This is a genomic window from Photobacterium angustum, assembly GCF_002954615.1.
GTDB classification, from domain to species: domain Bacteria; phylum Pseudomonadota; class Gammaproteobacteria; order Enterobacterales; family Vibrionaceae; genus Photobacterium; species Photobacterium angustum_A.
The window spans coordinates 2,884,828-2,910,389 of the sequence record NZ_MSCJ01000001.1 but is presented as its reverse complement, the minus strand read 5'-3'; the positions used below and the strand labels follow the sequence as shown (position 1 = coordinate 2,910,389).

At 44.0% G+C, this 25,562-nt stretch carries 18 protein-coding genes, 2 tRNA genes, 3 rRNA genes and 1 riboswitch; of the genes, 14 read left to right on the top strand and 9 right to left on the bottom strand.

Annotated elements, in window-relative coordinates:
• Positions 1-7: 7 nt before the first annotated feature.
• On the bottom strand, positions 8-919 hold the full coding sequence (glyQ, locus tag BTO08_RS13255; protein ID WP_005372243.1) for a glycine--tRNA ligase subunit alpha: 912 nt from the start codon (positions 917-919) through the stop codon (positions 8-10).
• Between the two features lie 292 nt (positions 920-1,211).
• On the opposite strand from glyQ, the gene BTO08_RS13250 reads away from it, so the two are divergent.
• The 3 genes from BTO08_RS13250 (at position 1,212) to BTO08_RS13240 (ending at position 3,155) form a co-directional block, all read left to right on the top strand.
• Positions 1,212-1,901: an OmpA family protein gene (locus tag BTO08_RS13250; RefSeq protein ID WP_105061248.1), complete on the top strand. Its 690-nt coding sequence runs from the start codon at positions 1,212-1,214 to the stop codon at positions 1,899-1,901.
• Between the two features lie 97 nt (positions 1,902-1,998).
• Positions 1,999-2,096: riboswitch (yybP-ykoY riboswitch) on the top strand.
• An 87-nt stretch (positions 2,097-2,183) separates the two neighbouring features.
• Positions 2,184-2,741: a TMEM165/GDT1 family protein gene (locus tag BTO08_RS13245; RefSeq protein ID WP_105061348.1), complete on the top strand. Its 558-nt coding sequence runs from the start codon at positions 2,184-2,186 to the stop codon at positions 2,739-2,741.
• Positions 2,742-2,909: 168 nt separating this feature from the next.
• Complete coding sequence (locus tag BTO08_RS13240) at positions 2,910-3,155, top strand: hypothetical protein (protein WP_198038440.1); 246 nt, start codon at positions 2,910-2,912, stop codon at positions 3,153-3,155.
• Between the two features lie 97 nt (positions 3,156-3,252).
• Here BTO08_RS13240 and tusA read toward each other — a convergent pair whose 3' ends face one another.
• On the bottom strand, positions 3,253-3,501 hold the full coding sequence (gene tusA, locus BTO08_RS13235) for a sulfurtransferase TusA (RefSeq protein ID WP_005372237.1): 249 nt from the start codon (positions 3,499-3,501) through the stop codon (positions 3,253-3,255).
• A 141-nt stretch (positions 3,502-3,642) separates the two neighbouring features.
• Between tusA and BTO08_RS13230 the strand changes: the two genes are divergently transcribed.
• Together BTO08_RS13230 and BTO08_RS13225 are read left to right on the top strand one after the other, a co-directional pair.
• The gene (locus BTO08_RS13230; RefSeq protein WP_105061246.1) at positions 3,643-3,822 is read left to right on the top strand and encodes a hypothetical protein; all 180 of its coding nucleotides are present in this window, start codon (positions 3,643-3,645) and stop codon (positions 3,820-3,822) included.
• Between the two features lie 117 nt (positions 3,823-3,939).
• Positions 3,940-4,884: a LysR family transcriptional regulator gene (locus tag BTO08_RS13225; protein ID WP_105061245.1), complete on the top strand. Its 945-nt coding sequence runs from the start codon at positions 3,940-3,942 to the stop codon at positions 4,882-4,884.
• Positions 4,885-4,942: 58 nt separating this feature from the next.
• Here the strand turns inward: BTO08_RS13225 and BTO08_RS13220 are convergent, their stop codons facing one another.
• The 3 genes from BTO08_RS13220 to fadB form a co-directional block, all read right to left on the bottom strand.
• The gene (locus BTO08_RS13220) at positions 4,943-5,923 is read right to left on the bottom strand and encodes an MDR family oxidoreductase (RefSeq protein WP_105061244.1); all 981 of its coding nucleotides are present in this window, start codon (positions 5,921-5,923) and stop codon (positions 4,943-4,945) included.
• Positions 5,924-6,166: 243 nt separating this feature from the next.
• Complete coding sequence (gene fadA / locus BTO08_RS13215; RefSeq protein WP_105061243.1) at positions 6,167-7,333, bottom strand: acetyl-CoA C-acyltransferase FadA; 1,167 nt, start codon at positions 7,331-7,333, stop codon at positions 6,167-6,169.
• Between the two features lie 16 nt (positions 7,334-7,349).
• Positions 7,350-9,518 carry a fatty acid oxidation complex subunit alpha FadB gene (gene fadB, locus BTO08_RS13210; protein WP_105061242.1) on the bottom strand — a complete coding sequence of 723 codons (2,169 nt, stop codon included), beginning with the start codon at positions 9,516-9,518 and terminating at the stop codon, positions 7,350-7,352.
• A 266-nt stretch (positions 9,519-9,784) separates the two neighbouring features.
• On the opposite strand from fadB, the gene BTO08_RS13205 reads away from it, so the two are divergent.
• From BTO08_RS13205 to BTO08_RS13170, 8 genes are all read left to right on the top strand, one after another.
• Positions 9,785-10,411, top strand: a complete 627-nt coding sequence (locus BTO08_RS13205; RefSeq protein ID WP_105061241.1) for a YigZ family protein — start codon at positions 9,785-9,787, stop codon at positions 10,409-10,411.
• 34 nt (positions 10,412-10,445) lie between these two features.
• The gene (locus BTO08_RS13200) at positions 10,446-11,903 is read left to right on the top strand and encodes a TrkH family potassium uptake protein (protein WP_105061240.1); all 1,458 of its coding nucleotides are present in this window, start codon (positions 10,446-10,448) and stop codon (positions 11,901-11,903) included.
• Between the two features lie 10 nt (positions 11,904-11,913).
• The gene (gene hemG / locus BTO08_RS13195) at positions 11,914-12,450 is read left to right on the top strand and encodes a menaquinone-dependent protoporphyrinogen IX dehydrogenase (RefSeq protein WP_105061239.1); all 537 of its coding nucleotides are present in this window, start codon (positions 11,914-11,916) and stop codon (positions 12,448-12,450) included.
• 454 nt (positions 12,451-12,904) lie between these two features.
• Positions 12,905-14,449: ribosomal RNA gene (locus BTO08_RS13190) — 16S ribosomal RNA — on the top strand.
• A 333-nt stretch (positions 14,450-14,782) separates the two neighbouring features.
• Positions 14,783-17,673, top strand: a 23S ribosomal RNA gene (locus BTO08_RS13185).
• 115 nt (positions 17,674-17,788) lie between these two features.
• A 5S ribosomal RNA gene (gene rrf, locus BTO08_RS13180) occupies positions 17,789-17,904 on the top strand.
• The 16S, 23S and 5S rRNA genes sit together here with 2 tRNA genes alongside, the layout of an rRNA operon.
• A 65-nt stretch (positions 17,905-17,969) precedes the next feature.
• A tRNA-Asp gene (locus tag BTO08_RS13175) sits at positions 17,970-18,046 on the top strand.
• A 37-nt stretch (positions 18,047-18,083) separates the two neighbouring features.
• Positions 18,084-18,160: transfer RNA gene (locus BTO08_RS13170), tRNA-Trp, on the top strand.
• A 106-nt stretch (positions 18,161-18,266) separates the two neighbouring features.
• Here BTO08_RS13170 and BTO08_RS13165 read toward each other — a convergent pair.
• Together BTO08_RS13165 and ilvY are read right to left on the bottom strand one after the other, a co-directional pair.
• A complete protein-coding gene (locus tag BTO08_RS13165; protein ID WP_105061238.1) occupies positions 18,267-19,472 on the bottom strand; it encodes an NAD(P)-binding domain-containing protein in 1,206 nt (401 codons plus the stop codon).
• 37 nt (positions 19,473-19,509) lie between these two features.
• Positions 19,510-20,406 carry an HTH-type transcriptional activator IlvY gene (ilvY, locus tag BTO08_RS13160; RefSeq protein ID WP_431356671.1) on the bottom strand — a complete coding sequence of 299 codons (897 nt, stop codon included), beginning with the start codon at positions 20,404-20,406 and terminating at the stop codon, positions 19,510-19,512.
• Positions 20,407-20,539: 133 nt separating this feature from the next.
• Here ilvY and ilvC point away from each other — a divergent pair, with 133 nt between their 5' ends.
• The gene (gene ilvC / locus BTO08_RS13155) at positions 20,540-22,024 is read left to right on the top strand and encodes a ketol-acid reductoisomerase (RefSeq protein WP_006647529.1); all 1,485 of its coding nucleotides are present in this window, start codon (positions 20,540-20,542) and stop codon (positions 22,022-22,024) included.
• Between the two features lie 67 nt (positions 22,025-22,091).
• On the opposite strand, the gene ubiK is transcribed toward ilvC, so the two are convergent.
• Together ubiK and BTO08_RS13145 are read right to left on the bottom strand one after the other, a co-directional pair.
• On the bottom strand, positions 22,092-22,361 hold the full coding sequence (ubiK, locus tag BTO08_RS13150; protein ID WP_005372214.1) for a ubiquinone biosynthesis accessory factor UbiK: 270 nt from the start codon (positions 22,359-22,361) through the stop codon (positions 22,092-22,094).
• A 108-nt stretch (positions 22,362-22,469) separates the two neighbouring features.
• Positions 22,470-25,547 (bottom strand): multidrug efflux RND transporter permease subunit, encoded by a 3,078-nt coding sequence (locus BTO08_RS13145; RefSeq protein WP_105061236.1) that lies wholly within the window; start codon positions 25,545-25,547, stop codon positions 22,470-22,472.
• Positions 25,548-25,562 lie beyond the last annotated feature (15 nt).

The following is a 25,562-nucleotide window of genomic DNA, read 5'->3' as shown; positions in this document are numbered from 1 at the left end:
CGATCCCTTACTTGTCTTTTTTACACATTGGGAAGCCAAGTGCTTCACGAGATGCGTAGTAAGCTTCAGCAACTTGTTTAGTTACGTTGCGGATACGCAAAATGTAACGTTGACGTTCAGTTACAGAGATCGCTTTACGTGCATCTAATAGGTTAAATGCATGAGCGGCTTTTAGAATACGCTCGTAAGCTGGCAACGGTAGTGGTTGCTCTAGCTCAAGTAGTTTGATTGATTCTTTTTCACATTGATCGAAGAATGTGAATAGGAAGTCGACATCAGCGTGCTCAAAGTTGTACGTTGATTGCTCAACTTCGTTCTGGTGGAAAATATCACCATACGTTACTTTGCCTAAAGGACCGTCAGTCCATACTAGGTCGTAAACAGAATCAACGTTCTGAATGTACATCGCAAGACGCTCGATACCGTAAGTGATTTCACCTGTTACAGGTTTACACTCAAGGCCACCAACCTGCTGGAAGTAAGTAAACTGTGTTACTTCCATGCCGTTTAGCCAAACTTCCCAGCCTAGACCCCAAGCACCCAATGTTGGGTTTTCCCAGTTGTCTTCAACAAAACGGATGTCGTGCACTTTAGTATCGATACCTAGTACTTCTAATGAGCCTAAGTACAGTTCTTGAATGTTGTCTGGCGATGGTTTTAGCATCACTTGGAACTGGTAGTAGTGCTGTAGACGGTTAGGGTTTTCGCCGTAACGACCGTCAGTTGGTCGGCGAGATGGTTGTACATACGCTGCTGCAATTGGTTCTGGACCTAGAGCACGTAAACATGTCATTGGGTGAGAAGTACCTGCGCCCACTTCCATGTCTAGGGGTTGTACAATAGTACAACCTTGTTGGCCCCAGTAATCCTGCAGCGCGAGGATCATGCCCTGAAAGGTTTTAATATCGTATTTCTGCATTGTCAGCTTCGCGAGATTAGTGGATTAAAAAGAGTAATAATCCAGTATACCTCGCCAACTCTGAGGCGAGTAGGGGCAGTGCGTGTTTTTTACACATCTGTGGGGGGATTTACCAAAATTCTTCCAGCTTTATCCTTTTTTATTTTGCATTAAGGGAATTTTTACATTCTTTTGATGCCTCATATACCGTTGTTGATTACAATACGCAAAAAGTATTATTGGGTTTAATAGCCTAGTAGCATAAATTTCAATTTTTTCGATTCTCGGATCGAGTATACGGATACTTAAAAAGATGGCTCAAATTCAAGCAATGGCATCTAAAAAGTGGGTGCGCGCTGCAGTACTTTCTGTTGTGGCTTCTGTAACTATGGCTGGTTGTTCAACAGTAAACCCATACACAGGTGAATCACAAACAGCGAAAGGTACAGGCGGCTCAATTATTGGTGCACTTGCTGGTGCTGCAATTGGTGTTGCTTCTTCAAGCAAACATGACCGTGGTAAAGGTGCTCTGATCGGCGCTGCTGCTGGTGCTGCACTTGGTGGTGGTATTGGTTACTACATGGATGTGCAAGAAGCGAAACTACGTCAGCAATTAGCATCTTCAGGTATCAGTGTTACCCGTGATGGTAATAACATCGTTCTTAACATGCCAAACGAAATTACGTTCGGTTTTGATCAGGCAAACTTAAATGATCGTGCGATGAATGCTCTGCATAACGTAGCGATTGTGGCTAAAGAATACGAAAAAACACAATTAAATGTATTAGGTTTCACTGATAGCAAAGGTGCTGCGTCTTACAATCTTCGCCTATCTCAAGTTCGTGCAGATGCTGTTGCTAACTACTTAATCCGTCAAGGTGTGAATGCTAACCGTGTGGTTTCTCAAGGTCGTGGTGAGTCTAACCCAATCGCATCTAATAGTACTGCGAACGGTCGTGCGCAAAACCGTCGTGTAGAAATTATTCTTTCTCCACTTGGTTAATTATTACGTTTAGTGTAATCAAACGGTGAGCGCTGGCTCACCGTTTTTGTATCTATCGAATAACACTTACCTTCATTTCTCTGTTAGAATTATGGCTCCTTTGGGGAGTAGCCTCTCGCACCTTGCGAGATAATTATCAACATAATCGAAGCAAAATCTTCGTGGTAATTATGATTTATCCAACGCGGTAAATTTGGCAAGACCAACGGCAAACAACACAAACCGGGGTGGGAGTGTATGTTTGCTATTGGTATCAATAATTCCCGCCCCAGAGAGTATGTTGTGAGTGTTTTAGCTGTTTCTATTACGTCTGTTGCTTTAGCCGAAATTGGTGATAAGACCCAACTTTTATCCCTACTGCTAGCCAGTCGATATCGCAAACCCTTTCCCATTATTTGTGCCATTTTTCTTGCGACGATCGTTAATCATGCATTAGCAGCATGGCTTGGTGTCGCTATCGCTGACTACTTAACGCCGAGTATTTTAAAGTGGGTGTTAGTGGTGAGTTTTATTTTAATGGCTGGCTGGATCTTAATTCCCGATAAACTCGATGATGAAGAAAAATTATCAAATCGAGGCCCTTTCATTGCCAGTTTTATTGCGTTCTTTATTGCGGAAATTGGTGATAAAACCCAAATTGCTACGACGATGCTAGGGGCGAAATACCATGATGCTCTAATGTGGGTTGTGCTTGGTACGACGATTGGAATGTTGTTGGCCAATGTACCCGTGGTTCTTATTGGTAAGTTATCAGCTGAAAAAATGCCGTTAGGACTAATACGTAAAATTACAGCTGCGCTTTTTGTTTTCTTAGCTGTGGGTGCTGCGTTTGGTATGTAGATATCACTGAATGTTTCATGTGAAACATGACGTTATTATCCTGCAGGAATAAGTGTTTTATTTCATTATGATGAAGTGTGATAGCACTATAAGAAGCATTAATTCCCTCATGCTAGAGTAAATGAAGTTATGTCATTTGTTCGTTTTGCTGTAATTGCAGGAGGGAGTATGGCTCAGTTTCTCGCGATATCGCTAAAAAGCCAATGTTGGTTATTTCACTTGGCATTGGTGCTAAATATCTTTGGTATGGTCTTAACGGATATGTGGCTTCCTATGGTAGTAGGGGCGCTTGTTACGTTATATCTGGCGTTAGATTCATTAGTCCGATTACGTTATGTTTTACCGCTTAAAAAAGAAATACGTGATTTGCATAATGAGTTAGTAGCACTTCGTCAAAAAATGAATGATGTGTAGTGTTCTTACACGTTAGAGAGAATGTGATAGTGATTAAAAAGGCAGCCTAATTAATGGCTGCCTTTTTTGTTCTTTTTCTTAGTATTTTTAACACCGCTTAATTAGTGCCTTTTTGGATCAAAAAGCGATAAGGAACGCTTTCTGTTTCTGCGGCAAGCAGTGTGTGATCCATAAAGCGGCAAAAACTGGGAATATCGCGGGTCGTTGACGGATCGTCAGCCAATACCAATAGGGTTTCGCCTTCGGCCATTTTCCTTACCGTTTTACGAACCATCATCACAGGCTCAGGGCAGCGTAGTCCTTGTGCTTCTAGGCTGTGGGTCGGATTATCAAAAATAGCAGTCATAACATACACATCTTATTAGTAAGTGGTAGATCATACTTATGGACAAGAATTAATCAATAACACTTGGCAAATCAAGATATACTGTGTAACGTAATTAACAAGTTGTTAACTTTTCTTTCTGAAGGATTAGGGGGAAGTAGTATGCTGACATCAATGGATAGACTAACAATTTATGCTGTACTGTGTTTTATCTCGTTCTGCACCATCGTGTTAACCAGTTCAAATGATATGGGCATTTTTGCTATCGGAGGCCTGTTTTCAGCGGCTCTTGGATTATGGTTTGAACTGACCAGCGATGCTGAATTAGAAGAAGAAAGCTAACTTATTCATAACCAACACCCATCATCTTGGGTTTTCCCGCGATTAAAGCGGGATTTTTTTTATCTATCCCCTCATAATATTGTCACATTTGATTAATTCCGAGTCCCTGAGAGCCTGATGGAACTAGAAGAAGTTTATCGTCGTGACTTAAATTTGTTGGTAGCACTGAAAGTTCTTTTGGATGAAGGAAGCGTTAGTCGTGCTGCTGTTCGTTTGAATTTAAGCCAATCAGCCATGAGCCGCGTGTTAGGTCGATTACGTGATTTATTACATGATCCCTTATTTACCCGACAGGGGCAGGCACTAATTCCGACTCAACGTGCATTAGAGATCAATGAGCAGTTAAATGACCCCTTGGAGTCGTTGCGTCTTTTATTAACGCCTAATGATTTTCAACCTAGCCAGTGTGATCAGCGGTTCAAAATTGCGACAACAGACTATGCGATGCAAACCATTTTACCTTTTGCTTTGCCGCGAATTTATCAAGAAGCGCCACATATCTCATTAGAGTTTGCACCACTGCAACATGATCACCTATTGGGGCAATTAACCAGTGACGGTTGTGACATGGCAATTTGTCGCCCTGTTGGAGATATTGATTCACTTTGTCATCAGCAACTTGGTTTAGTGAGTGTGTTTTGCCTGATAGCATCCGATCACCCGTTAGCCAATAAGCCATTAACGTTTGATGATTACCTGACGTACCCTCATGCGATGATTGCTATTAGTGATGGAGTTAAGTCATTAATTGATGATGAGTTGCGTGGATACCCTGAGCTTAAATTGGTGCTACGGGCATACCACTTAGAAGCCGCATTAGCGGTGCTCAAGATCATGCCGCTGATTATTACTGTTCCTGCCGATCTTGCGTATTTAGTCGCAGAACGTTATGACTTGGTGGTTAAACCGCTGCCGTTTGAGTTTAAACCTTTTGATTACTCTCTTATTTGGCACTCACGGTGTGAGCACTCAGCATCGCAAATATGGCTACGTAATATTATAAAAGAAGAGTGTAGTCGGCTGATTGATTCACGGATCCTTGATATGGGTTTAATAAAGTAGCGGATAACAAAAAGGCCAGCACAATGACTGACCTTCTTAGTTGGTGTGGGGTTATCGATTAAAGCTTGATAACGACACGACCTGTGATTTGACCATTAGTGATCGCTTCAGCACATTCTGCAACTTCTTCAAGTTCTACTTCGCGACAAGCTTGTTCAAAGTAGCTTGCTGGTAGAATTTCAGATAGACGTTGCCAAGCTTGTTGACGTTTCTCGAACGGACACATTACAGAATCAACACCTTGTAGGCGAACGTTACGAAGAATAAATGGCATTACTGTTGTTGGTAAATCAAAACCGCCAGCAAGACCACAAATAGCAACCGCACCATTGTAGTTAATTTGGCTCAATACTTTTGCCAATACTTTGCTACCAACAGTATCAATAGCACCAGCCCATAGCTGTTTATCTAATGGGCGAGCAGGCTCTTCAAATACGCTACGCTCAATAATTGTTGTTGCGCCAAGCTTTTTCAGTAGGTCGCCATTAACTTCTGCGCGACCTGTCACTGCCGCTACTTTATAGCCTAGTTGAGAAAGTAAAGTCACAGCAACAGAGCCAACACCGCCACTTGCACCTGTAACTAAAATTTCACCGTCTTCTGGTTTTACATCAGCATCAATAAGCGCTTGTACACAAAGCATTGCTGTTAAGCCTGCAGTACCAATCATCATGGCTTGTTTGCCATCGAATTTTTCAGGTAGCGGTACTAACCAATCTGCTTTTAGGCGTGCTTTTTCTGCCATGCCACCCCAGTGACCTTCACCGACACCCCAGCCAGTTAAGACAACTTTATCACCAGCTTTGTAACGGTTATCTGAAGACTCAGCGACAGTACCCGTTAGATCGACACCTGGAACCATTGGGAATTGACGAACAATGCGACCTTTACCGGTGATCGCTAAACCATCTTTGTAATTCAGTGAAGAGTAATCAACATTAATTAATACATCACCTTCAGGAAGCTCTGATGTTTCTAGCTGACGAATACCTGCAATTGTTTTTTTATCTTCTTGTTCTAGTACGAGTGCTTTAAACATAGCAATGCTCCGGTAAATTCATGTTCGACAGTGAATGTAAGATAAGTGTATATCGACTTTTAGTTATGAATAAAATGAAACTTAATCATGGTATCTATGTACACCTAGCATATATTCGTTGAAATCGTCTTTTATTTTTTAGGTAGATAGTCTGATTGAGTATATCGCTAATATAAAAAATAAATAGCGAGAATAAAAAAAGCTTACCGTGAGGGTAAGCTTTTTGTGTCAGTGGCGTGTCTATTATTCTACGCGTTCAAAAATGGTAGCAATACCTTGGCCAAGACCAATACACATGGTCGCTAAACCAAACTCAACGTCATGGCTTTCCATTAAGTTTATTAATGTGGTTGAAATACGAGAGCCTGAACAGCCAAGAGGGTGCCCAAGTGCAATCGCACCGCCATTGAGATTGACTTTTTCATCCATTTTATCGAGTAGGCCTAAGTCTTTTGCGCAAGGGAGCGATTGCGCTGCAAAGGCTTCATTGAGTTCTATCATTCCGATGTCATCGATGGTTAAGCCTGCTCGTTTAAGTGCTTTTTGAGTGGCAGGTACTGGGCCATAGCCCATAATCGAAGGATCGCAGCCTGCAACGGCCATCGATTTTACGCGCGCACGAATACGGAGCCCTAAATCACGAGCCTGTTGTTCATCCATTAATAACATAGCAGATGCACCATCAGATAATGCCGAAGAGGTACCTGCGGTAACCGTACCATTAACGGGATCGAAAACAGGGCGAAGCTGACTCAAGGTTTCTACGGTTGTTTCAGGACGAATAACTTCATCGGTTTCAAAGCGCTTTAAAATGCCATCGCTATCGTGACCTTCAGTGGCGAATATTTCGTTATTAAAACGTCCTTCAACTGTGGCTGCGTAAGCTCGTTGATGGGAGCGTGCAGCAAAGGCATCTTGCATTTCTCGACTGATACCATGCATTCGACCTAGCATTTCAGCGGTTAGTCCCATCATACCTGCCGCTTTTGCAACGGATTTTGATAACCCCGGGTGGAAATCAACACCATGGTTCATTGGTACATGTCCCATGTGTTCAACGCCACCGATAATGCATGTTTTCGCGTCACCAACCATGATTGCGCGGGTTGCATCATGTATCGCTTGCATTGATGAACCGCATAAGCGATTGACCGTTGTTGCACCAACAGAATGGGGAATGCCTGCTAAAAGCGCGGCATTACGTGCGACATTAAAACCTTGCTCTAAGGTTTGCTGCACACAGCCCCAGTAAATATCTTCAATATTGTTTGGATCGAGTTGTGGGTTGCGCTCAAGCAAACCTTTCATTAAATGAGCGGAAAGATCTTCGGCGCGAACGTTTCTATAAGCCCCAGCTTTTGAACGTCCCATCGGGGTGCGGATACAATCAACAATTACAACGTTATTCATAATGATATCCTCATCCTTAAGCGTTCAGGTTAGTGGTATGGTTATAGTACGTTTCGCCTTTAGTGGCTTTTTCTCGTAGTCCTTTTGGTACTTCATACAATGCACCTAATTCGGCATACTGATCGGCCAATGCAACATAATTGGCAAGCCCTAAGCTATCAAGGTAACGGAATACACCGCCTCTAAATGGTGGGAAACCTAAACCGTATACCAGCGCCATATCGGCTTCGGCTGGTGTGGCGATAATGTTTTCTTCTAAGCAACGCACCACTTCATTAATCATAGGGATCATCATACGAGCGATAATAGCATCGCTGGTAAACGCTGTATTTGGTTGGCAAACAGGGGCAAGAAGTGCCTCTGTCTTATCTGACACGGCTTTTTTCGGTTTACCTTTACGATCGATAGAGTAGCTAAAGAAACCATGGCCGTTTTTCTGACCGAAACGCTGTGCTTCAAACATCACATCAATGGCATCTTTACCATTTTTCCCCATACGATCAGGGAAACCTTCTGCCATGACCGCTTGCGCGTGATGCGCCGTATCAATACCGACAACATCAAGTAGATAAGCTGGACCCATTGGCCAACCAAACTCTTTTTCCATGACTTTATCGATTTGAATGTAATCAGCACCATCTTTAAGCAATAAGCTAAAGCCAGCAAAGTAAGGGAAGAGTACGCGGTTCACAAAGAATCCTGGGCAGTCATTAACAACAATTGGTGATTTACCCATTTTCGCAGCATAAGCGACAACGCGATCAATGGTCTCTTTCGATGTTTTTTCACCGCGAATGATCTCAACTAATGGCATGCGATGAACGGGATTGAAAAAGTGCATGCCACAGAAATTTTCAGGGCGTTTAAGTGATTTGGCTAGTAGGTTAATTGGAATAGTTGAGGTATTTGAAGCAATCACGGTGTCGTCGGTAACTTGGTTTTCAACATCAGCTAATACCGCCGCTTTTACTTTTGGATTTTCAACGACAGCTTCCACTACGATATCGACACTGTCTGCGCCAGCGTAATGTAAACTCGGAGTAATGGATGACAGAACGGAAGCCATTTTTAAACCATCAATACGCTTACGTTCAAGTTGTTTATTTAACAGCTTGGCCGCTTCATTCATGCCTAAGCTCAATGAAGCTTCAGCAATATCTTTCATTAAAACAGGCGTACCTTTTAGCGCTGATTGATAGGCGATACCACCACCCATAATACCTGCGCCTAATACCATGGCGTGCTCTGTCGGTTTTGCTGATTTTGACGCTTTTTTGGCTTGGCTTTTAATATATTGATCGTTTAAGAAAATGCTGACCAATGCTTGAGCAACATCGGTTTTGGCTAATTGAACAAAATGCTGGTTTTCGATCACTAATGCTTCATCTCGAGCGCATCGTGCGGCTTGTTCGATAGTCGCCACAGCAGCCATAGGTGCAGGGTAATGTTTACCAGCGACTTTGGCGACCATACCTTTGGCTGTCGAGAAGCTCATAGTGGCTTCTATTTTATTAAGCGAGAGCGGTGCTTGTTTTTGTTTTCGACGTTGTTGCCAGTCTAGTTTTCCTTCAATCGCACTTTTTATCATTGCCAGTGCGGCGCACTTCAAGTTGTCAGTTTCAACAACAGCATCAACCAGTCCCAACTTTAAAGCGTCTTGTGCTTTCTTATCTTTACCTGCGGTAATGATTTCCATTGCTGAATCAGCACCAATTAAACGCGGCAGTCTTACAGTGCCACCAAAGCCCGGCATGATCCCTAGCTTGGTTTCAGGCAGGCCAATACGCGCCTTGGTGTCAGCAACACGAAAATCTGTAGCGAGTACACACTCACAACCGCCACCTAACGCATAACCATTAATGGCTGAAAGCGTTGGTACTGGGAGATCTTCAAGCTTATTAAATATGTCATTGGCATGAGAAAGCCATTGTGAGAGCTCTTGCTCTGGCTTGGCAAATAGTCCGAGAAACTCAGTAATATCTGCACCGACAATAAAGGCATCTTTTGCAGAGGTAATAATTACCCCTTTTAAATCGGGTTGTTGATACAACGCATTTAGTGCTTGATTGAAGCTTTCCAGTGTCGAAATATTGAATTTATTCACTGGGCCTTGAGCATTAAGGTTGATCTCCGCAATACCATCTTCCAGATAGCTAACGGATAGGGTTTCACCTTGGTAAATCATGTTCTATCTCCATATGTTCCAGTCTACGCTGGATTTGGTTTGATTTAACTGGTTTGACCTGTTGTAGGTATAAGCTAAGTGTGAACCCTAAAAGAAACAAATTCAAACACTAATTTAAACATTTGTTTAACATTTATGATGAATGACTCAACTTCAAGACAAGGTGTGAGTTGACGCATGGCGTAATAACAGGGTGTTAACGACAGCACTATGAGATGGAGAGGAATGTGGTATCCTGCCTCCCCTTTATCATTAAGGCGTAAATAATGTCGAATTCTGAACCTTATCTTGTTCCTACGGCAGAAGTGATATTTGAAGAAGAGATCAAGAAAAGTCGCTTTATTACTTATTTAGCGCATACCCCTAATATTGATGCCGCGAAACAGTTCGTACAGCAAATTAAAGAGCGTCACCATGATGCGCGCCATAATTGCTGGGCATTTGTCGCTGGTCGCCCTAGTGACTCAATGAAATGGGGGTTTAGTGATGATGGCGAACCATCAGGTACAGCTGGTAAGCCGATATTGGCACAGCTAACAGGCTCTGGTGTTGGTGAAATTACCGCTGTTGTAACACGTTACTATGGTGGTATTCGTTTAGGTACCGGTGGGCTAGTAAAAGCTTATGGTGGTGGGGTACAACAAGCCCTAACATTACTCGAAACAAAAGAAAAAGTGATCACATCAATATTGCATTTGAGTTGTGAATATAATCAAGTGTCTTTGGTTGAAGCATTATTAAGTGAATACAATGGCACTCAGTTACATGCCGATTATGGTAATCAAGTCACTATGCAGATAGAGCTAGATAATCGTATAGTGGAAGAGTTTCGTGCCAAATTAACCAATCGTAGTGGCGGGCGCATCATTGCAGGCTCGGCTTCAGATACATAATCATTTCCATATAAAGGTGAGAGCCGCTTAGGCCATGCAATTTCGTTCAATTATTCGAATCGTCGGGCTATTGCTCGCGTTATTTAGTGTCACCATGCTTATCCCAGCACTGGTGGCATTGATCTATCGTGATGGTGCGGGTTTCCCGTTTGTCGTGACGTTCTTTATTCTTATTACGGGTGGTGGCTTATTGTGGCTACCAAACCGACAACATCGCCATGAACTAAAAGCCCGAGACGGTTTTCTTATTGTCGTCTTATTTTGGGTGGTTATTGGTAGTGCGGGTGCAATCCCATTTTTATTATCTAAAACACCTGATTTGTCAGTCGCAGACTCCTTTTTTGAATCATTTTCCGCGCTGACAACCACAGGAGCGACCGTTATTGTCGGTCTTGACTATCTGCCTAAAGCGATTTTGTTTTATCGCCAGTTATTACAGTGGTTTGGTGGTATGGGGATCATCGTACTTGCTGTCGCCATTTTACCCGTACTGGGTATCGGTGGTATGCAGCTGTATCGAGCAGAAATTCCGGGACCGGTAAAAGACAGTAAGATGACGCCGCGTATTGCTGAGACAGCAAAAACCTTGTGGTATATCTATCTTGCCTTAACCATTGCTTGCGCACTCGCATTTTGGTTAGCAGGGATGTCAGCTTTTGATGCTGTCTCACACAGCTTCTCAACTATCGCTATTGGTGGTTTTTCTACCCACGATGCCAGTATCGGGTATTTTAATAGCCCCACGATTAATATGATCACCGTGGTGTTTCTTTTAATTTCAGCATGCAATTTTTCTTTGCACTTTGCAGCCTTCGGTAATGGTGGCGTGCACTTAAGAACCTATTGGCGTGATCCTGAGTTTCGCGCATTTCTCGGTGCGCAGGTGATTTTATTTGGTATCTGTTTTGGTTTGTTACTTAAACATAGCCCTTATGATTCCTATTTTACGGCATTTGATCAGGCGTTATTTCAAACTGTATCTATCTCAACCACCGCAGGATTTACGACCACAGGATTTTCTGATTGGCCGCTGTTCTTACCTGTACTGCTTTTGTTCTCTTCATTTATAGGAGGGTGTGCAGGCTCAACAGGTGGTGGTATGAAAGTGATCCGAATCTTATTGCTTTCTTTACAAGGTGTACGTGAATTAAAACGTCTTGTTCACCCGCGTGCGGTTTACACGATTAAGTTGGGTAATAAAGCATTACCTCAGCGAGTCGTTGATGCTGTGTGGGGGTTTTTCTCGGCTTATGCCTTAGTGTTTGTGGTTTGCATGTTGGCATTAATCGCGACCGGGCTTGATGAGCTGACTGCATTCTCTGCTGTTGCAGCCACACTTAATAATTTAGGCCCCGGTTTAGGGGAAGTCGCAGTCCACTTTGGTGAAGTTAATGATTCCGCAAAATGGATATTAATTATTGCGATGTTATTTGGCCGATTAGAAGTCTTTACATTATTAGTTTTATTTACGCCGACATTCTGGCGTAACTAAAGGAGTACTTATGGAAAAGGTATTGTTGCTGCATTCGAGTTGTGAAGGGCAAACCAAGAAAATCTTAAATCATATTGAGCAACAATTAGGTGATCAGTACCACTGTGACTATATAGACATTCACAGTGAGCCCAATGTTGATTTTAGTTTGTATGATCGTGTGCTTGTTGGTGCCTCTATTCGTTATGGTCACTTTAATAAGAAACTGTATCGCTTTATCAATAAATACCAACAAGAACTATTACAATATAATGTTGCTTTCTTTTGTGTGAACCTAACTGCGCGTAAAGAAGGCAAAGATACGCCAGAGGGTAGCGCTTATATTAAGAAGTTCTTAATTAAGTCACCATGGCAGCCTGTGTTAATCGGCGTTTTTGCTGGCGCATTAAGATATCCCCGTTATAACTTCTTTGATCGCACAATGATTAAGTTGATTATGAAAATCACAGGTGGAGAAACGGATACGACGAAAGAAGTGGAATACACGGATTGGAATAAAGTGAGCGATTTTGCTGCGCAATTTAAGCAGCAAAGGAATGAAAAATAGAGTGTTGGTTGCTTTTTGATCTAAAGTGCTCTTTTTTAAAAGAAAAGTTAATTATTACTTGCTAAGCCCCATTTTGTCTCTATAATGCCGCCACATCGACACGATAACGGCTTCCAGTAAGGATTTCGGGAAGTGACGATAGGATGAAAGATTTAATAAAATAAGTTGAAAAAAGTGTTTGACACGGCAGCTTATTTCGCTAGAATGGCCATCCACTTCAACGAAACCCTGAAACGTTTAAAAGTTTTAGTTTCGCTGAAGATTGTTCTTTAACAATTTGACCATGCAATCTGTGTGGGCACTCGTTGAAAAGTTAAGTCGAAAGATTTATCAATGATACTAGTGACCAAAACGATAGAAATATCGGCACAGTCAATTCAAATATCCTAACTAGCTTCTAGTTAGCGGTATTTTAACAGTATTCATTGAGCCGGTCGAAAGACCAACAAAACTTTAATTGAAGAGTTTGATCATGGCTCAGATTGAACGCTGGCGGCAGGCCTAACACATGCAAGTCGAGCGGTAACAGATTGATAGCTTGCTATCAATGCTGACGAGCGGCGGACGGGTGAGTAATGCCTGGGAATATGCCCTGATGTGGGGGATAACTATTGGAAACGATAGCTAATACCGCATAATCTCTTCGGAGCAAAGAGGGGGACCTTCGGGCCTCTCGCGTCAGGATTAGCCCAGGTGGGATTAGCTTGTTGGTGGGGTAATGGCTCACCAAGGCAACGATCCCTAGCTGGTCTGAGAGGATGATCAGCCACACTGGAACTGAGACACGGTCCAGACTCCTACGGGAGGCAGCAGTGGGGAATATTGCACAATGGGGGAAACCCTGATGCAGCCATGCCGCGTGTATGAAGAAGGCCTTCGGGTTGTAAAGTACTTTCAGTTGTGAGGAAGGCGTTGATGTTAATAGCTTCAGCGTTTGACGTTAGCAACAGAAGAAGCACCGGCTAACTCCGTGCCAGCAGCCGCGGTAATACGGAGGGTGCGAGCGTTAATCGGAATTACTGGGCGTAAAGCGCATGCAGGTGGTCTGTTAAGCAAGATGTGAAAGCCCGGGGCTCAACCTCGGAACAGCATTTTGAACTGGCAGACTAGAGTACTGTAGAGGGGGGTAGAATTTCAGGTGTAGCGGTGAAATGCGTAGAGATCTGAAGGAATACCGGTGGCGAAGGCGGCCCCCTGGACAGATACTGACACTCAGATGCGAAAGCGTGGGGAGCAAACAGGATTAGATACCCTGGTAGTCCACGCCGTAAACGATGTCTACTTGGAGGTTGTGGCCTTGAGCCGTGGCTTTCGGAGCTAACGCGTTAAGTAGACCGCCTGGGGAGTACGGTCGCAAGATTAAAACTCAAATGAATTGACGGGGGCCCGCACAAGCGGTGGAGCATGTGGTTTAATTCGATGCAACGCGAAGAACCTTACCTACTCTTGACATCCAGAGAATTCGCTAGAGATAGCTTAGTGCCTTCGGGAACTCTGAGACAGGTGCTGCATGGCTGTCGTCAGCTCGTGTTGTGAAATGTTGGGTTAAGTCCCGCAACGAGCGCAACCCTTATCCTTGTTTGCCAGCACATAATGGTGGGAACTCCAGGGAGACTGCCGGTGATAAACCGGAGGAAGGTGGGGACGACGTCAAGTCATCATGGCCCTTACGAGTAGGGCTACACACGTGCTACAATGGCGTATACAGAGGGCTGCCAACCAGCGATGGTGAGCGAATCCCAGAAAGTACGTCGTAGTCCGGATTGGAGTCTGCAACTCGACTCCATGAAGTCGGAATCGCTAGTAATCGTGAATCAGAATGTCACGGTGAATACGTTCCCGGGCCTTGTACACACCGCCCGTCACACCATGGGAGTGGGCTGCACCAGAAGTAGATAGCTTAACCTTCGGGAGGGCGTTTACCACGGTGTGGTTCATGACTGGGGTGAAGTCGTAACAAGGTAGCCCTAGGGGAACCTGGGGCTGGATCACCTCCTTACCTAAAGACTTGCTGTTTAATGCAGTGTCCACACAGATTGCTTGGTAAAATAGTTAAAAGAAAAGTACGAAAGTGCTAATGAATGCTTACGCATTGATTAACGCTTTTTTGCGTTATGCTCTTTAACAATCTGGAAAGCTGACTAGTAAATTCAATCGATAGATTGATTTTAAAAAATGTTTTTATCTTCGGATAAAAACGAGTTCTCAAACAATACACATTCAAGTGTCTTGTATCGAGTCCGGCGAAAAACCAACGTTTAATACTTTCTTGATCGAAGTGTTAAACACAAACCTTGGTTGTTTGAACATACGAAACCTCTTGGGGTTGTATGGTTAAGTGACTAAGCGTACACGGTGGATGCCTTGGCAGTCAGAGGCGATGAAGGACGTATTAACTTGCGATAAGCCCAGAGAAGGTAGTAAAAACCGGTGACTCTGGGATTTCCGAATGGGGAAACCCACGTGCATAAGCACGTATCATAGTGTGAATACATAGCACTATGAGGCGAACCGGGGGAACTGAAACATCTAAGTACCCCGAGGAAGAGAAATCAACCGAGATTCCGGTAGTAGCGGCGAGCGAAACCGGATTAGCCCTTAAGCTAGTTTTGCGTTAGGTGAAAGTTCTGGAAAGTTCTGCGATACAGGGTGATAGCCCCGTAACCGACAACGCATTATCAGTGAAAACGAGTAGGACGGGACACGTGATATCCTGTTTGAATATGGGGGGACCATCCTCCAAGGCTAAATACTCCTGACTGACCGATAGTGAACCAGTACCGTGAGGGAAAGGCGAAAAGAACCCCTGTGAGGGGAGTGAAATAGAACCTGAAACCGTGTACGTACAAGCAGTAGGAGCCCACTTGTTGGGTGACTGCGTACCTTTTGTATAATGGGTCAGCGACTTAATTTTAGTAGCAAGGTTAACCGTTTAGGGGAGCCGTAGGGAAACCGAGTCTTAACTGGGCGAATGAGTTGCTAGGATTAGACCCGAAACCGAGTGATCTAGCCATGGGCAGGTTGAAGGTGAGGTAACACTTACTGGAGGACCGAACCGACTAATGTTGAAAAATTAGCGGATGACTTGTGGCTAGGGGTGAAAGGCCAATCAAACTCGGAGATAGCTGGTTCTCCCCGAAAGCTATTTAGGTAGCGCCTCGGACGAATACTACTGGGGGTAGAGCACTGTTAAGGCTAGGGGGTCATCCCGACTTACCAACCCTTTGCAAACTCCGAATACCAGTAAGTACTATCCGGGAGACACACGGCGGGTGCTAACGTCCGTCGTGAAGAGGGAAACAACCCAGACCGCCAGCTAAGGTCCCAAAGTTATAGCTAAGTGGGAAACGATGTGGGAAGGCTCAGACAGCCAGGATGTTGGCTTAGAAGCAGCCATCATTTAAAGAAAGCGTAATAGCTCACTGGTCGAGTCGGCCTGCGCGGAAGATTTAACGGGGCTAAGCTATACACCGAAGCTGCGGCAATGCAGTTTACTGCATTGGGTAGGGGAGCGTTCTGTAAGCCGTTGAAGGTGAATCGTAAGGTTTGCTGGAGGTATCAGAAGTGCGAATGCTGACATGAGTAACGATAAAGGGAGTGAAAAACTCCCTCGCCGGAAGATCAAGGGTTCCTGTCCAACGTTAATCGGGGCAGGGTAAGTCGACCCCTAAGGCGAGGCCGAAAGGCGTAGTCGATGGGAAACGGGTTAATATTCCCGTACTTCTTATAATTGCGATGGAGGGACGGAGAAGGCTAGGTGAGCCTGGCGACGGTTGTCCAGGTCCAAGTATGTAGGCTGATGGTTTAGGCAAATCCGGACCATCTTAAGGCTGAGATACGATGTCGAGTTACTACGGTGACGAAGTCATTGATGCCATGCTTCCGGGAAAAGCTTCTAAGCTTCAGATTATAAGAAATCGTACCCCAAACCGACACAGGTGATCAGGTAGAGAATACCAAGGCGCTTGAGAGAACTCGGGTGAAGGAACTAGGCAAAATGGTACCGTAACTTCGGGAGAAGGTACGCTCCTAGCGGTGATGAGACTTGCTCTCTAAGCTGCCGGGAGTCGCAGATACCAGGTGGCTGCAACTGTTTATTAAAAACACAGCACTGTGCAAAATCGAAAGATGACGTATACGGTGTGACGCCTGCCCGGTGCCGGAAGGTTAATTGATGGGGTTAGACTTCGGTCGAAGCTCTTGATCGAAGCCCCGGTAAACGGCGGCCGTAACTATAACGGTCCTAAGGTAGCGAAATTCCTTGTCGGGTAAGTTCCGACCTGCACGAATGGCGTAATGATGGCCACGCTGTCTCCACCCGAGACTCAGTGAAATTGAAATCGCAGTGAAGATGCTGCGTCCCCGCGGCTAGACGGAAAGACCCCGTGAACCTTTACTATAGCTTGGCACTGAACATTGACCCTACATGTGTAGGATAGGTGGGAGACGTTGAAGCAACCGCGCCAGTGGTTGTGGAGTCAATCTTGAAATACCACCCTTGTATGCTTGATGTTCTAACGTTGGTCCCTTATCGGGATTACGGACAGTGCCTGGTGGGTAGTTTGACTGGGGCGGTCTCCTCCCAAAGAGTAACGGAGGAGCACGAAGGTGGGCTAATCACGGTCGGACATCGTGAGGTTAGTGCAATGGCATAAGCCCGCTTGACTGCGAGAATGACAATTCGAGCAGGTGCGAAAGCAGGTCATAGTGATCCGGTGGTTCTGAATGGAAGGGCCATCGCTCAACGGATAAAAGGTACTCCGGGGATAACAGGCTGATACCGCCCAAGAGTTCATATCGACGGCGGTGTTTGGCACCTCGATGTCGGCTCATCACATCCTGGGGCTGAAGTCGGTCCCAAGGGTATGGCTGTTCGCCATTTAAAGTGGTACGCGAGCTGGGTTTAGAACGTCGTGAGACAGTTCGGTCCCTATCTGCCGTGGGCGTTGGATGATTGAGAGGGGCTGCTCCTAGTACGAGAGGACCGGAGTGGACGAACCGCTGGTGTTCGGGTTGTGTCGCCAGACGCATTGCCCGGTAGCTAAGTTCGGAATCGATAACCGCTGAAAGCATCTAAGCGGGAAGCGAGCCTCAAGATGAGTCATCCCTAGACCTTTAAGGTCTCTAAAGGGTTGTTGAAGACTACAACGTTGATAGGTCGGGTGTGTAAGTGCTGCGAGGCATTGAGCTAACCGATACTAATTGCCCGTGAGGCTTAACCATACAACACCCAAGGGGTTTTATACGGACTCCAAGTACACTTGAACGTGTAGAGAACACTAGTTAACTTTCCCAGATTGCTATTTATTGTCGATGACAATAAATAAAACCGAATTTGCTTGGCGACCATAGCGTTATGGACCCACCTGATCCCATGCCGAACTCAGTAGTGAAACGTAATAGCGCCGATGGTAGTGTGGGGTCTCCCCATGTGAGAGTAGGACATCGCCAGGCTTCAAATTTCAGATATTCGTTTTGAACTACGGATATCGGATAAAACGAAAGTTTTATCTCCGTGTGGAGCGGTAGTTCAGTTGGTTAGAATACCGGCCTGTCACGCCGGGGGTCGCGGGTTCGAGTCCCGTCCGCTCCGCCACTTTATTTAGACACAGTTAAGTCTTTAAAATAACTACAGGGGTGTAGCTCCAATTGGCAGAGCAGCGGATTCCAAATCCGCGTGTTGGGAGTTCGAATCTCTCCACCCCTGCCATCTTCAAGAAAGCCTCGTCAGAAATGACGGGGCTTTTTTACGTCTGTATGATTGTAAATTCCTACATTAAGAAAGCCCCACGATGAAGTGAGGCTTAATATGATGATCATTGATAATGATAAAAGTGACGTAGCCAACGCTCAGCTATCATTATTTCGTCATCTTCACATAATGATTGAATACCAGATTTAAATTGCGTGGCATCTTTAATTAGCTTTAATCCTGCAAGCATATGAGCCGCTTCAAATAAATACAGAGTAGGATCACCCATCCCTGTTTTAAAAGGTGTATTTGCTGATTCTCCCCCCGCAAAGAGATACACGCTGTATCCATGACGTGTCTTATATTCTTTGGTTAAACTATTAGTTTTAACTTCGGTGAGTACACCTTGTTGTAATAAATCAGGCAAGTGAAGTTCATCATCAGCAGAGGTAACCGTGCTTATAAACATTGGCTGTGAAAGTGCATCAATCATCTCAGGTGTAATCGATTGATTTCCTGTGCAACAAAACAGCATATTACAATGTTCGACTAAATATTTGATTGAGCAAGCTTGAATGCCATCACGAGGGAATTGAGTTAACCTTCTTGGGTCGATATCAGTAACATGAATATTGGTAATACCTTTAGCTTTAAGGTGCTTTATCACACCGCGCCCTAAATTTCCTGCACCGATCACGCCTGCTTTTAGAAAGCCTGAGTTATTGATTTTAAGACCAAACTCTTCTCGTAATATTTGATCAGAATAGTGAACAATACATTCAGAAGCTTCAAAATCTGCTGGCGCTTTGATACTCAGATGAGAAACAGTGACAAGAGGCTTAGGAATTGATTTATTAATATATTTTTGTAAGCCATTCGCGGTTAACTCAGTAATGCCAATACATTGTTCTTTGAAGGTGTCGCAAATATGTGTAATAGAGGACGAGAAATATCCACCGTGATCAAGAATAAGGAAAGGGGTGTCAGGGCTAATATGCTGGCGGATAAGCATCTCACAATGCTCAATATTTTTTAAGTAAGCTTTATTATTGTGAGTAGCAACAATATGACAACGTGGGATTTTCCTTATCGTTGTGAGTAGCTCAGGATTTGCACCGACAGTCGCATCTTTAGGAATAAAGATAAGTTTGTCAGCCAGTTCGGAAAGAACGTTAATATAGGGTAAAGAGCCTTCATAGCAATGCATGACAGAAAAAATCACAAGATTATTAGGGAGAACATATTCTTGTGAGAGTTTTTTTAGAAATTGATAACCATGATCAGCATAAAAATCAGCACAATATGAATGCGTTAATATTGGACTAGGCACTACTGTTGTTCCTTGAAAAATGCACTAATAAAACGAGCTAAAGTAAGTTATCTACATAGCTATCATTAAAAAGCTGTAGTAAAGCATGCAATAAAGGCTCTTGCTCACGGGACTGTTTACAGCATAAACCTAAACTCATCGGCTCTATTGATTCGGTGTTAAACCGTTGTACTTTATCACTAACAGGACTGTTATTAATAACAACATCGGGCGCTATGCCTACACCACAGCCAAGCGCAACCATACTAACAATGGCTTCATGGCCTGATATTTGGGCATAAATCGAAGGGGTTATTTTCTTTTTCTTAAACCATTTATCAGCACGGGTTCGCGCAGGTCCAGATTCTGGCAGTATAAAAGATAAAGATTTCCAATCTGGATCATAATTTAAGCTTTTTTGTAATGTGGGTGATGAGATTAATGGCCCAATCAACGACATCTGGATCTGATCAACTTCGATGTAAGTTAATTTAGATGGCAAGAGATCAGGTTTGGCGGCAATGGCGATATCGACATCACCAGATAGTACTTTCTCTATTGCGAGTGCCGGATCCCCTGTTTGAAGTTGAATTTCGATATGGGGATAAATGATGCGAAACTTATTTAATATATTCGGAAGGTGACTATAACTTGCAGTCACCGAGCAAAAGAGGGTTAATTTCCCTTGTAGTTGAGAATGATCTTCCTGTAATTCACTTTTTAATTCGAACCAATTACTCACAATTAAAGATGCGACGGGAAGTAATTTTTTTCCAGCTTGCGTTAATTCAACACTGCGATTATCACGCATAAATAAGGTTTGGCCTAACTCCTCTTCAAGACGCTGAATAACGCGGCTTAATGCCGAAGGGCTGATATGCATGGCTTGCGCCGTTTGGCTGAAGTTATGGGATTCACAAAGGTGAAGAAATAGTTGCAGATTTTTAATATTCATCATCCATGTTGCATAATTTGCAATTAGTTGTTGTGAATATAGCACTTTGCGCAACAAATTACCTGATCTACTATCAGCTTATTCGACAGTAAAGATGTCGACCCAAGGATATATTTTCACGGAGTTTGTTGTTATGGCTAATTATTTTAATACCCTGAACCTACGTCAGCAGTTAGATCAACTAGGTCGCTGTCGCTTTATGGATCGTGCAGAGTTTGCAACAGAAGCTGATTACCTTAAAGGTAAAAAAGTAGTGATTGTTGGTTGTGGTGCGCAAGGTCTTAACCAAGGTCTTAACATGCGTGACTCTGGTCTAGATGTCTCTTATGCGCTACGCCAAGCGGCGATTGATGAGCAACGTCAATCATTTAAGAACGCAAAAGAAAATGGGTTTGAAGTAGGTAGCTACGAGCAACTGATCCCACAAGCTGATTTAGTGGTAAACCTAACTCCAGATAAGCAGCACACGAATGTTGTTGAAACGGTTATGCCATTAATGAAGCAAGGTGCATCATTGGGTTACTCTCACGGTTTCAACATCGTTGAAGAGGGCATGCAAATTCGTAAAGACTTAACCGTTGTTATGGTTGCACCTAAGTGTCCAGGTACAGAAGTTCGTGAAGAATATAAGCGTGGTTTCGGTGTTCCAACACTGATTGCTGTTCACCCAGAAAATGACCCACAAGGTGATGGTCTTGAGATTGCTAAAGCATGGGCGGCAGCAACGGGTGGTCACCGTGCGGGCGTACTTGAGTCTTCATTCGTTGCAGAAGTAAAATCTGATCTAATGGGTGAGCAAACTATTCTTTGTGGCATGCTACAAGCAGGCTCTATCGTATGTTACGAGAAGATGATTGCTGACGGTATCGCACCAGAATACGCAGGTAAGCTTCTGCAGTACGGTTGGGAAACGATCACTGAAGCGCTGAAGTTTGGTGGTGTTTCTCATATGATGGATCGTCTATCAAACCCAGCTAAAGTAAAAGCGTTTGATCTATCTGAAGAGCTAAAAGATCTGATGCGTCCACTTTACAACAAGCACATGGATGACATTATCTCTGGTCACTTCTCTAGCACGATGATGGCTGACTGGGCGAACGATGATGCTGATCTTCTTGGCTGGCGTGGTGAGACCGCTGAAACACAATTCGAAAACTACCCATCTTCTGATATTCAAATCAGTGAGCAAGAGTACTTTGATAACGGCATCATTATGGTTGCTATGGTACGTGCAGGTGTTGAATTGGCATTTGAAGCAATGACAGCATCAGGCATTATTGATGAGTCAGCATACTACGAGTCACTACACGAACTACCGCTTATTGCAAATACCATTGCACGTAAGCGTCTGTACGAGATGAACGTGGTTATTTCTGATACAGCAGAGTACGGTAACTACCTATTTGCAAACGTAGCAACACCATTACTACGTGAGCAATTTATGCCGAAAGTAGCGACGGATGTGATTGGTAAAGGCTTGGGTGAGACATCTAATTTTGCTGATAACCAGAAGCTAATTGAAGTGAACGAAGCACTACGTAATCACCCAGTGGAAGTGATTGGTAAAGAGCTACGTGGTTACATGAAAGACATGAAGCAAATCGCTGTTGGCGGTTAATTTTAGCGTCGACTAAATAGAAAAAAGCCCGGTTGATTCCGGGCTTTTTAGTCTCTGAATTTTCAAATTAAGCGTTATCGCTTTTCGCTTCAGCATCAAGTTTTGCTTCAAGCTCTGCCATTTTTTGCTCAAGATCATTAAGCTTCTGGCGAGTACGAAGGAGAACCTGAGTTTGCACATCAAATTCTTCACGGTTCACGACATCTAATTTACCCAATTGCGCTTGGATCACTTGTCGTACTTTTTGCTCAACGTCATTGCCTAGCTCTTTTACTGGCTGTGGCATTGCGTCTTGAATTTGCTTAGCTACTTGCTCAAGCTTCTTTGGATCAAACATGATTCGCTTACTCCGTTGCGAGAATCGTTATTCTTCTATTGTAATCGTCGTACTAGTTAAAATAAAAGGGCGCGGAAGTTCCAGCGCCCTTTTTCATTTATTTATTACTTAGAAATGGCTATCTGTTGCATCGTCATCTTCAACGAATACAGGTAGTGGTTTGTGTTCGCTTGCTAGGAATGTATAGATAACTGGCAGAACAAACAAGGTAAACAATGTACCGATAGAAAGACCTGCCACGATAACGATACCAATACTAAAGCGAGAGGCAGCACCTGCGCCTGATGCGTAAAGTAGTGGGATCAGACCTGCAATCATCGCACATGTGGTCATTAGGATTGGACGAAGACGGATCTTCGCGGCTTCCATGACCGCTTCTAAGCGATTCTTACCATGGTATAACTGCTCTTCTTTTGCCACTTCACAAATCAATATACCGTGTTTGGTTATCAAGCCTATCAGGGTTATCAAACCGATTTGTGAGTAAATATTCAAGGTCGTTGCACCCCATGCCAGTGCGATTAACGCACCACAAATCGCAAGTGGAACTGACACAAGAATAACTAGCGGATCGCGTAGAGATTCAAATTGAATCGCAAGTACTAGGAAGATAACAGCCAATGCTAAACCGAAGGTTGCGTATAGCGCATTACCTTCTGTTACGTACTGACGGCTTTCACCAAGGTAGTTGTAGCTATAACCTTTAGGAAGAACTTTTGCCGCTTCGGTATTTAACCAACTTACCGCTTCACCAATCGATGTACCAGGAGCTAATACGCCACTGATGGTTGCTGCGTTTTGCTGGTTAAAGCTTGGTAACGTTGGTGGGGTTGATTTCACCGTGATGGTTACTAAGCTACCTAGCGGGATCAGATCGCCAGTATTGGTTTTTACGTAATAGTTGTTTAAATCACTTGGATTAAAACGATTCTTACGCTCAACTTGTGGGATCACTTTGTATGAACGACCTAAGATATCAACACGGTTAATATCACCGCCTGCAAGCATGGTACTTAATGTGTTACCGATCGATTGCATCGTTACACCATAAGCGCCTGCTTTGTCTTTGTTGATATTGATCTTCATATCAGCCGAGTCGTACTTCAAGTTGAGATCTGAGAATACGAACATCGGATTATCTTTCACCTTAGTCAGCATGTCAGATGCCACTTGGAACAAACTCTTAAAGTTATTCGGCGTGGTGATCACGAACTGAACAGGGAAACCACCGCCAGCACCAGGCAAGCTTGGCATTTGGAACGCAGCCACTGACATTTGAGGAATATCTTTGATTTTCTTCGCTACATCATTTGCCACTTCGGCTTGGCTTTGGTCGCGCTCACTCCAAGGTTTCAAGGTGGCTAGACCAAAGGCTTGGTTAGATGCAGGGATACCGGAGAATACCTGCGCGTATTCCACGCTCTTTTGATCGGTTAGCACCTTGTTAACTTGGTTCATGGTGTCTTCAATGTAATCCAAGTTTGCGTTTGATGGCGCATTACCTTGGAATACCACCACACCGTTATCTTCAGCAGGGGCCAGTTCACTTGGAATGAACTTGAATAAGAACGGCAAGCTCGCAAATGCACAGATTGCAAATACAATCACAACAGAGCGCATCTTCATGATGCCGCCTAGCATTTTTTCATAGCGTAGGGTGAGGCGATCAAGGAAGCGATGTACTGTTTGTTCAAATTTATTCGGCGCTGCATTTTCTTTCAGAAAGTGAGCACACATTACCGGCGATAATGTTAGTGCAATGATCCCTGAAATAAACACGGCTCCCGCGAGTGTTAATGCAAACTCTTTAAACAGCGAGCCTGTTAAGCCACCCATTAATGCGATAGGTGCGTATACCGCGCCTAGGGCGATAGTCATCGAAATAACCGGAACGGCAATTTCACGGGTACCAATAATGGCTGCACGGAAAGGGCTTTGTCCCATTTTCATGTGACGCTCAACGTTTTCAAGAACAACGATGGCGTCATCCACTACCAGTCCGATGGCGAGTACCATGGCCAGTAGCGTCATGAGGTTCCAAGAAAAACCAAACATTTGCATCACGAGGGCGACACCAACAAGTGATAGCGGGATTGTGATGATTGGGATCAGTACTGAACGTAGCGAACCGATAAACAGGGCTATCACCACCAATACAATTACTGCCGCTTCAAGGATGGTTTTAATTACCTCATGAATCGAGTCGTTAATCGCAATCGTTGAATCGTACATCACCGTCATTTTGATGGTGCTTGGCATGTTACGTTCAATGGTTGGCAGTAGTTTTAGTACATCGGCTGCAATGTCAATTGGGTTTGCACTCGGTGTAGCTTCAATGGCAGCTACCACGGCTTCTTGACCATTTGCTGTCGCACGGTAGGTATCACTACTTCTTGATAACGTCACTTTAGCGATGTCACCTAAGCGAGTGACTTGGCCATCTTTACTGGTAACAACCAGCTTTTCTAATGCTTCAGGGCTATTTGATTGTGTGTTAGCACTACCGTTATAAAGCACGAAGTCATTATTCGCTTGACCAACAGCAGATTGGTAGTTATTGGCTTTGAGTACTTGAATAACATCAGTTGCTGATAAGTTAAATGCCGCCATCTTTTGTGGATCTAACCAAACGCGAAGGGCGTAAGGAACACCACCGTACATATCGACTTTAGATACACCGTTAACGGTAAATAACTGTGGTTTAACCACTCGCTCAATGTAGTCAGTGATTTGACTAGAGTTTAGGCTCTTACTGGTGAAACCTAAGTAAAGCACACCTGTATTACTACCTGTTGATAAGGTAATAGTCGGATCTTGGGTTTCTGTTGGCAGTTGTGAGCGTACTGAGTTTACCTTCGCCAAAATATCAGCCAAGGCTGCATTTGGGTTGGTATTCAGTTTCATTTGTACCGTAATTGTCGACATCCCCAAGGTACTTTGGGCGGTGATGTAGTCAATATTATCGGCTTGGGCAATGGCTTGTTCTAAGGGCTGAGTAATAAAGCCCTGCATCAGATCGGCACTTGCACCGTAGTAAGCTGTGCTTACGGTTACTACGGTGTTGGTCATTTCTGGATACTGTCGAACCTGCATTTTGAAAATCGCCTGAAATCCTAACAATGCGATCATTAAACTGATCGAAATCGCGAGGACTGGGCGTCTGATAAATATATCAGTAAAGCGCATACTGAGTGTTCTCCA

What these genes read in the sequence shown, in the direction of transcription:
- glyQ (WP_005372243.1), bottom strand. Translation starts at nt 919, where the DNA reads ATGCAGAAATACGATATTAAAACCTTTCAGGGCATGATCCTCGCGCTG.
- BTO08_RS13250 (WP_105061248.1), top strand. Translation starts at nt 1,212, where the DNA reads ATGGCTCAAATTCAAGCAATGGCATCTAAAAAGTGGGTGCGCGCTGCA.
- BTO08_RS13240 (WP_198038440.1), top strand. Translation starts at nt 2,910, where the DNA reads ATGGCTCAGTTTCTCGCGATATCGCTAAAAAGCCAATGTTGGTTATTT.
- tusA (WP_005372237.1), bottom strand. Translation starts at nt 3,501, where the DNA reads ATGACTGCTATTTTTGATAATCCGACCCACAGCCTAGAAGCACAAGGA.
- BTO08_RS13230 (WP_105061246.1), top strand. Translation starts at nt 3,643, where the DNA reads ATGCTGACATCAATGGATAGACTAACAATTTATGCTGTACTGTGTTTT.
- BTO08_RS13225 (WP_105061245.1), top strand. Translation starts at nt 3,940, where the DNA reads ATGGAACTAGAAGAAGTTTATCGTCGTGACTTAAATTTGTTGGTAGCA.
- BTO08_RS13220 (WP_105061244.1), bottom strand. Translation starts at nt 5,923, where the DNA reads ATGTTTAAAGCACTCGTACTAGAACAAGAAGATAAAAAAACAATTGCA.
- fadA (WP_105061243.1), bottom strand. Translation starts at nt 7,333, where the DNA reads ATGAATAACGTTGTAATTGTTGATTGTATCCGCACCCCGATGGGACGT.
- fadB (WP_105061242.1), bottom strand. Translation starts at nt 9,518, where the DNA reads ATGATTTACCAAGGTGAAACCCTATCCGTTAGCTATCTGGAAGATGGT.
- BTO08_RS13205 (WP_105061241.1), top strand. Translation starts at nt 9,785, where the DNA reads ATGTCGAATTCTGAACCTTATCTTGTTCCTACGGCAGAAGTGATATTT.
- BTO08_RS13200 (WP_105061240.1), top strand. Translation starts at nt 10,446, where the DNA reads ATGCAATTTCGTTCAATTATTCGAATCGTCGGGCTATTGCTCGCGTTA.
- hemG (WP_105061239.1), top strand. Translation starts at nt 11,914, where the DNA reads ATGGAAAAGGTATTGTTGCTGCATTCGAGTTGTGAAGGGCAAACCAAG.
- ilvY (WP_431356671.1), bottom strand. Translation starts at nt 20,406, where the DNA reads ATGAATATTAAAAATCTGCAACTATTTCTTCACCTTTGTGAATCCCAT.
- ilvC (WP_006647529.1), top strand. Translation starts at nt 20,540, where the DNA reads ATGGCTAATTATTTTAATACCCTGAACCTACGTCAGCAGTTAGATCAA.
- ubiK (WP_005372214.1), bottom strand. Translation starts at nt 22,361, where the DNA reads ATGTTTGATCCAAAGAAGCTTGAGCAAGTAGCTAAGCAAATTCAAGAC.
- BTO08_RS13145 (WP_105061236.1), bottom strand. Translation starts at nt 25,547, where the DNA reads ATGCGCTTTACTGATATATTTATCAGACGCCCAGTCCTCGCGATTTCG.